Here is a 7,826-nt window from a genome sequence, read left to right as displayed (position 1 = left end):
GAGGGCTGTGGGGAAGCCGCCCGCGGGGATGGTGTGGGGTTCGGCAGGAAGGGCTGCGGGGTGGCTTCCACGGGACCCTGGAGGTGGCGGGTCATCGGGTGACCTCCAGGCGGATGGCCGGGGCGTACTGGCAGCGGCCGAACCACATGACCTTGGCCAGGGCCCAGGCGTGGCCGTCGGTCGCGTCCGTGGGGACCTCCACCGGGAACGACACCTCCGCCGCGTCGCCCGCGGCCACCGTGAAGCCCTGGATGACCTCCGGGAGCAGGGCCCACGTGCCCCAAGGGGATGCGAGCTGGGCCTCGCCGCGGATCTCGTCTGAGGTCGTGTTGGCGAGCCTGACGGTGAGTGAGGTGCGGTCGCCGGGCCGGAGCGTCAGCGACCCGGTGGCAGGGATGATCGACAGGCCCGTCGGGCGGGCACCGGCGGACTTGGTGCCCCGGTTGGCTCTGCGAGGTTCGGCGGGGGTGCCGGCCACGGGCAGCTCGGGGGCCTCGCCGAAGGAGACCGTGGTGACATCTTCGATGAGCTGGCCGCCCGCGGTGGTGCGGGCCGAGACGAAGTAGAGGCCGGACCCTGGGAGGGGCGGAGGCGTCACCGTCACCGGGAACCGAAGGTGGCCGCCAGGAGCGAGCCGGAAGGGGCGCCGGGCGGGGGTGGCGGTCCACCCTTCGGGCACGCGGACCTCTGCCACGCCCTCATGGGGTTCGTCGGTCAGATGGGAGGAGACGACGACCTCCACCTCGAAGGGCTCCTGCGGTGAGGTGACGAGACCGGGGTCGATGGCGACGGAGATCGGCAGGTAGCCCAGTGGTGCGGGGCCCTTGTTGTGCAGCCAGTAGCGGCTGTAGACGGGCTGCGCCGGCTCCGTTTCGGGGCCGAACTCGGGTGCGTCGGCGGCGGGCAGGGCTGTGGGGGCGATGTAGGTGGCGATCTCGGCGCCGGTCAGGGCGAGGTCGGTGGCCGGCGCTGCGGGACGTTCGAGCAGATCGGCCTGGGCGAGCCGGTCGAGGGGGAGCACGGGAGAGGCGAGCCCGGCCTGGGAGCCCAGCCCGGTCGACTCGACCAGGCGGATGGTGACACCGTCGCCAGGCTGGTCGGCGCGGCCGTGGGCGTGCGGGTTGCCGGTGGCCTTGAGGGTGCTCAGCAGCACGTCGCGAGCCGGCGTGAGGGTCAGCAGGGAGTGGACCTCAGGGAGGGCGCCCTGCTGTGCGGCGTCGACGGTGCGGGGGAGCAGCGGGGTGATGTGCTCCTGCGCCGCCGCGGGCAGCCGCAGGGCCCGCCAGTCGCCCTCACCGGCCACCAGGGAGTAGGAGAACTCGTGGGTCCAGTGCTGGAGCTGGAATCCCGAGCCGTCGGGCGTCGTGCGGTGGGGCGGGTCGAGCCAGATGCCCGACGGCCAGCCCGTGCACGAGCGCATCAGGGAGAGGTGCAGGGCGCCGGACGGGTCGACGGCGAAGCCGGGCAGGCCGTAGGTCAGCAGGGCGACCGTGCGGTCGTCGAGTCGCTCGGCGCCCAGCGGGCAGACCGCCTCGATCGTGGCGTCGGCGAGGTCGGCCACCAGGTCGGCGACGGGGCCGGTGACGATCAGGGCGGGCAGGGCACGTACGTCGCGCAGGTCGGCGCTGGGCTGCCAGACCTCCGTCAGCGGGCGTTCGGCGGGCACCCACACCCGGGACGCGCCCGACTTGAGCGCGTCGAGGTAGGCCGGGTCGGCGCGGGAGAGCAGCTCGGCGGCCAGCGGGTTGTCGTCGGGTCCGCCGATGACGATGCGCACGTCGGGCAGGTTGGAGTCGACGTCGAGCCAGCCGTAGCGGGTGCCGGGCGCGGAGGACGTGGTGGCGGTGACGCCGACGCGGGCCAGGGCGACCACCAGGTCGCGGGCCTTGGGGGCGTCGTCGAGGGCGGGCACCACGACCTCGGCCACGCCCAATGCCCGCGCGCCCGCATCGCCGAGGTCGACCTTCGCCGTGGTGGACAGGCCGAACCAGGTGTTGGCCGGGTTGTCGAGTGTCCACGGGTGCTCGGCGGTGTCGACGTCGGGCAGCGCGAACCCGCGCCCCACCACGGCGCCGGCCACGTCGGACACCGGCAGCGCCCCGTCGACGCGGGCGGGGAAACGCACCCGGAGCAGGCGGTCTGCGCCGGTGTGGTCGAGGACGCGGGTGGTGAAGTCGATGCGGTCGGAGCCGGACGGCAGGGTGACGGTCTGCTCGTAGGCGATCTCGCCGACCTGGCCCGTGACCGTCAGGCGGTGGCCGATCGGGCTCGTCTCCGCGGACGCCGACAGCGCCCGCGTCTCGGCCGAGCCTTCGGCCTGGCCGGTGGGGATGAGATGCCAGGGGCCCTCGCCCATGTCGGGATGTTGCGGGTATTCGTGATAGAGGCGCAGCTCGTTGCCGGGGCCGGTGAGCAGCTCCCGGCCTGAAGCGAGATCGAGGATGGAGGTCAGCGCCCCGCCGCGTGCCGGATCGGCAGTGACTCGCCACCGGTCGTTTTCGATGGTGACGGGCGTCGGCGCGCCGGCGGGGACGGGGTGGTTCTGACGCGAGGTGTCCGAGGCGACCGACGCCGGCCGGGCCTCCGGCTCGGTGGTGTGGGCCACGGGGGCCTGGGCCTGCCAGGAACCGGGGGAGCCCTGCACCACGCGGTAGGTGCGCCAGCCCAGAGAGGGCACGTCGCGGGCCAGGAAGGTGAGCGTGTCGCCCTCCGCGACGGCGGGGACCTCGGCCCCCGAGGGGCCGGCCACGGTGTGCCCGGCGGGGACGCTCACGCGGACCAGGCCGTCGCGGGCGAAGGGCAGGGTGTTGGTCACCACCACGCTGTGGCCGCCGAGCGTGATCTGGCCGGTCAGAGCGTCGAGCGCGCGGTCGCGGGCGGTCGCGGCCAGGTCGTGGGCCTCGCGCCAGCCGGTCAGCAGGTCGATGTAGACCTGGTCGGACTCGGAGCCGGTGATCGCGTCGTGGTGCGCGCCGTAGGCCAGCTGCCGCCACACCTTGTCGAGCGCGGTGTGCGGGTAGCGGCCGAGCCCGAGCAGAGCGGCGAACGTCGACAGGCGCTCGGCGTCGAGCGCCGCCACCTCGGCGGCCCGCTGGGCCTGCTTGGTGTCGATGTAGGAGACGTCTTTGCCGGTGTAGACGGGGTTCATGTCGCGCGTCTGAGGGCTGAACGACGACCTGCCGGCGCGAACGGCGTCGAGGAAGTCGCGGGGTGTGGCGCAGACGAACCTGGGCCACACGTAGCGGGAGGCCCAGGTGCGGTGGATGTCGGTGACCCACTTGTTGGGCGGTGTGTAGTCGGTGCCGACCGGGAGCAGGATGTTCTTCGTCGCGGCGACGGGCTTGAGCGAGCGGTAGAGGTCGTAGACCGCCTGGCAGGCCTCGTCGAGGGAGGACGAGGAGTCCATCCACCAGCCGGCGGAATAGTGGGCGGGCATGTAGTGGGTCAGCACACCCTGCCCTGACGGCGAGATCCACTCGAACTCGCTGGGAAACTGCATCAGCGCCGCGTCGTTCTTGGCCTGCTTGAAGTTTTTGCTGATCGGGCCCCACTGGTGGAACGGCCCGCGCGCCCACGCGCTGCCGGTCAACCCGGCCGCCGCGAGGTAGCCGGGGAACTGGGGGTCGTGCCCGAACACGTCGAGCTGCCACGCGGTGCGCGGGTCGCCGCCGAGGATGTCGCGCTGGTAGCCGATGCCGTAGACGAGGTTGCGGATGGTGGTCTCGGCGCCGGTCAGGTTGGTGTTGGGCTCGTTGTAGGTGCCGCCGATCAGCTCGACGCGGCCCTCGGCCATGAGGGCCCGCAGGTCGGCCCGCCGCTCGGGGTGGGTGTCGAAGAACGGCTTGAGATAGTCGACCTCGGCCAGCACGAAGCGGTAGTCGGGGTCGCGCAGCGCCAGCTCGATGTGCGCCTCGACCAGCGCGAACGCGTTTCGCTCATAGAGCGGCCTGGTCGTGGAGTCGGCGGAGAGCAGCTCCCACGGGCTGGTGTAGGCGGCCTGCGTGTTCCACCACACCGGGTCGTAGTGGAAGTGGGAGACCATGTGCATGGTCCAGCCAGGCTCCTCGGCCGTGACGGTGACCTCGAGGGACTCCTCGCCCAGGGTGAGCAGGCAGGGCACGGCGGCGCCCGGCGGCGCGGACACGGCCATGGGGATCTCGAGCACGCCGGCCGTGGCGGGAACGCTCACGGGCCCGGCCAGGCGGACGCCCTCGCCGCGCAGGTCGAGCGACGTCTCCTGGACTCCTGCGGCGACGGTGACGCGCAACACCTGATGCGGCTCGCCACGCGAGCCCACGAACAGATCGGTCGACTCTGCGGACAACAGGCGGGTGGGCAAGGGGGACCTCCTGAGCTTGTTGCTGGCGCCCGCAACACTAAGCCCTTGAAAGATCGATGACAACGATGTCAAGAGGCGCCTGTGGATAACCGGATCTAGCTGCCTGGGATCTGTGGATAACTGGAGGCCTCACCCGGTTCTCCGCCGCGCGCATGATCACTGATTTTCCCTCGCCGCGAACGCGCCGCGCACCCCGTACGAGGGCCGTGACAAGGCATGGAAGGATTGCCGCATGAGCGCAGTGAAACTCGATGGCAAGGCCACCGCCGCCAAGATCAAGGCCGACCTCACGACCAGGGTGGCCGCGCTGAAAGAACGCGGCATCACGCCCGGCCTCGGCACCGTGCTCGTGGGCGACGACCCCGGCAGCCAGATCTACGTCGCGGGCAAGCACCGAGACTGCGCCGAGGTGGGCATCGCCTCCATCCGCGTCGATCTGCCTGAGACCGCCACGCAGGCCGAGGTCGAGGCGGTCATCGACGAGCTCAACGCCTCCCCCGAGTGCACCGGCTACATCGTCCAGCTGCCCCTGCCCAAGCAACTCGACACGATGGCCCTGCTGGAGCGGATGGACCCGGCGAAGGACGCCGACGGCCTCCACCCGATCAACCTCGGCCGCCTCGTCCACATGGTCGACGCGCCCCTCCCGTGCACTCCGAACGGCATCGTGCTGCTCCTGCAGGAATACGGCGTGCCGATCAAGGGCGCCGAGGTGGCCGTGGTCGGCCGCGGCATCACGGTGGGCCGCTCGCTGGGGCTGCTGCTGACCCGCCGCAGCGAGAACGCCACCGTCACCCTCTGCCACACCGGCACCCAAGACCTGGCCGGCCACGTGCGCAGGGCCGACATCGTGGTGGCTGCGGCCGGCGTTCCCGAGCTCATCAAACGTGACATGGTCAAGCCCGGCGCGGCCGTGCTCGACGTGGGCGTCTCCCGGGTCAACGGCAAGATCGCCGGCGACGTGGCGCTCGACGTCGAGGAGGTCGCGGGCTTCCTCACCCCCAACCCGGGCGGAGTCGGCCCCATGACCCGCGCTCTCCTGCTCTCCAACGTGGTGGAGGCGGCTGAGCGGCTCCAGCAGAGCGCATCCGTCAGCTGACGGAGGTCGCGGGCGGCCCTCCCAGCGGCTGGACGGGCTCGGCGCGTTCCCTCACCGAGTACGCCCACAGGGGCCGACGCGATCTCCTCGGCGGCTTCGACGGCGGGTGGGTTGCCGCCGGCCATGCCGGAACCAGCCGGGGTGGAGGATCCCGGAAAGGCGCGAGAAGGCTGGGAAGCCCTCTGACAGAGGGGAGCGGAGCCCCCGCACACTCCCCGGGGCACGCCCGAGCGCGCCGCCTGAGGGCCGAAGGGGCCGAGCGCTCGCCCGGCGCGCGGTGCCCTCTTCGCGGGGATCGCGCTTCAGAACGGGTACGTCGCGATGTCGCCCTGCATGGTGACCCACTGCGTCTCCGTGAAGGCGTCGATGTTCGCCCCCGTCCCGCCGAATCGCGTGCCCGTCCCCGACGCGCCCCGCCCGCCGAACGGGGCCACGGCCTCGTCGTCCACCGTCTGGTCGTTGATGTGCACGATGCCCGTCGGCACCAGGTCGGCCAGGGCCAGGCCCTTCATCACGTCGCGGGTCAGGACGCCCAGCGACAGGCCGTACTCCGAGTCGGCGGCCAGCGCCGCCGCCTCCTCCAGGGTGGCGAACGTCGTCACCGGGGCGACCGGCCCGAACACCTCCTCCGCGTACGCCGGAGCGCCCGCGGGCACCTCGGCCAGCACCGTGGGCCGGTAGAACAGCCCTTCGTATGTCCCGCCGGCCGCCAGCCTCGCCCCGGCCGTCACGCTCTCGGTGACCAGCCGGTGCACCCGGTCGCGCTGGCCGGCGTCGATGAGCGGGCCGAGTGCGACCTGACCGGTGGCGGGGTCGCCGACCGGCATGCCGGTGGCCTTGGCGGCGAGGCGTTCGACGTACTCCTCCGCCACGGACTGGTGCACGAGGTGCCGGCCCGAGGTCATGCAGATCTGCCCCTGGTGGAAGAACGACGCCCACGCGCCCGCCGACACCGCCGGTTCCAGGTCGGCGTCGTCGAACACCACCAGCGCCGAGTTGCCGCCGAGCTCCAGGTGCACGCGCTTGAGCAGGCGGGCCGCCGCCTCGCCCACCTTGCGCCCGGCCGCGGTCGAGCCGGTGAAGGAGATGACGGCGATGTTCGGGTCGGCGACCAGGGCCTGGCCCGCCTCGGGGCCGCCGGGCAACACGTGCAGGAGCCCGCTGGGCAGCCCGGCCTCCTCGAAGACGCGGGCGATCGAGAACCCGCCGCACACGGCGGTGCGCTGGTCCGGTTTGAACACCACCGCGTTCCCCAGCGCGAGCGCCGGGGCGACGGACCTGATCCCGAGGATCAGCGGGAAGTTGAACGGCGCGATCACGCCCACGACCCCGGCGGGCACCCGGCGGGCGAAACTGAGGCGCTTGCGCGCGGTCGGCAGCACCTCGCCGAGCGGCTGCGAGGCCAGCGCCGCCGCCTCGTAGCACTCCTGCGCCGCCACGTGCGTCTCGAATCCCGCCTTGCCCGGCACCCCGCCCGACTCGCGGACGATCCAGTCCTGGATCTCCTGCGCGTGTTCCTCGAACAGCCGTCCGGCGCGCCGCAGCAGGGCCGCCCGCTCCTCGTACGGGGTCGCGGACCATGCCCGCTGTTCCTCGCGCGCCCGCACGGCGGCCGCGGCGACGTCGCCGCCGTCGGCCGTGCCCGCCCGGCCGAGTTCGTGGCCGGTCGCCGGTTCGACGACGGGCGTGTCCCCGGCGCGGGAGGCCGTCCAGCCGCCGTCGAAGACGGAGCCCGTCCAGATCTTGGGGTCTAGGAACGTCATGGCAGCCTCCTCAGGGCTGGAAGTCCGGATCCACGGCCACGGTCACGTCGAGCAGCAGGGGTTCCTCGCGGGCGGACAACGAGGGCAGGACCTCGTCGAACGTCGCCGTCAGCGCGTCGTACGTGTCCACCCGCCGGGCCGGGCAGCCGAGCGACCTGGCCAGGCCGCGCACGTCCACCTCGGTGAACGGCGGCCACGGCGCCTTGCCGCCCTGCTTGTCGGCCAGCCGGTCCATGACCGCGTACCGGCCGTTGGCCAGCACGACGAACAGCACGCCCACCCGGTAGTGGGTGGCGCTCCACAGGGCGTGCAGCCCGTAGAGCGCCGCCCCGTCACCCACGACCGCGACCACCGGGCGGTCGGGGAGCGCCATGCGCAGTCCGACGGCGGCGGGCAGGGCGAAGCCGAGCCCGCCCATGGCCGCGGAGACGAAGCCGAGCGGGGTCCTGGCGGGCACGAGGCGGTGCAGATCGGGACGGGAGGACGGGGTCTCCTCGATGAGCACGGTGTCGGCGGGCAGCCGGCTCGCCAGCTCGCGCAGCACGTGCGCCGCCCGCAGCGGCCGCCCGTCGGAGGGGGCCTCGGGAAGGCCGGACACGGGGGCGGCCGGCGTCCCTGCCGGGGG

4 protein-coding genes are annotated in these 7,826 nt (G+C 72.9%); 1 reads left to right on the top strand and 3 read right to left on the bottom strand.

What is annotated here, in order from left to right; genetic code table 11:
* Positions 1 to 91 precede the first annotated feature (91 nt).
* Complete coding sequence (locus E1294_RS49990; protein WP_132519772.1) at positions 92 to 4,339, bottom strand: glycoside hydrolase family 38 N-terminal domain-containing protein; 4,248 nt, start codon at positions 4,337 to 4,339, stop codon at positions 92 to 94.
* Positions 4,340 to 4,571: 232 nt separating this feature from the next.
* On the opposite strand from E1294_RS49990, the gene E1294_RS49985 reads away from it, so the two are divergent.
* The gene (locus E1294_RS49985; RefSeq protein WP_132519769.1) at positions 4,572 to 5,438 is read left to right on the top strand and encodes a bifunctional methylenetetrahydrofolate dehydrogenase/methenyltetrahydrofolate cyclohydrolase; all 867 of its coding nucleotides are present in this window, start codon (positions 4,572 to 4,574) and stop codon (positions 5,436 to 5,438) included.
* A 302-nt stretch (positions 5,439 to 5,740) separates the two neighbouring features.
* On the opposite strand, the gene E1294_RS49980 is transcribed toward E1294_RS49985, so the two are convergent.
* Together E1294_RS49980 and E1294_RS49975 are read right to left on the bottom strand one after the other, a co-directional pair.
* Positions 5,741 to 7,201: a benzaldehyde dehydrogenase gene (locus tag E1294_RS49980; RefSeq protein ID WP_132519766.1), complete on the bottom strand. Its 1,461-nt coding sequence runs from the start codon at positions 7,199 to 7,201 to the stop codon at positions 5,741 to 5,743.
* Positions 7,202 to 7,211: 10 nt separating this feature from the next.
* Positions 7,212 to 7,826 (bottom strand): thiamine pyrophosphate-dependent enzyme (locus E1294_RS49975; RefSeq protein ID WP_246083847.1); only part of this gene is annotated, 615 nt, incomplete at its 5' end.

This window comes from Nonomuraea diastatica (assembly GCF_004349015.1).
Classification (GTDB): Bacteria; Actinomycetota; Actinomycetes; order Streptosporangiales; family Streptosporangiaceae; genus Nonomuraea; species Nonomuraea diastatica.
Note: the sequence above shows the minus strand (reverse complement) of the source record. Positions and strands in the feature narration are given on the sequence as shown.

What these genes read in the sequence shown, in the direction of transcription:
- E1294_RS49985 (WP_132519769.1), top strand. Translation starts at nt 4,572, where the DNA reads ATGAGCGCAGTGAAACTCGATGGCAAGGCCACCGCCGCCAAGATCAAG.
- E1294_RS49980 (WP_132519766.1), bottom strand. Translation starts at nt 7,201, where the DNA reads ATGACGTTCCTAGACCCCAAGATCTGGACGGGCTCCGTCTTCGACGGC.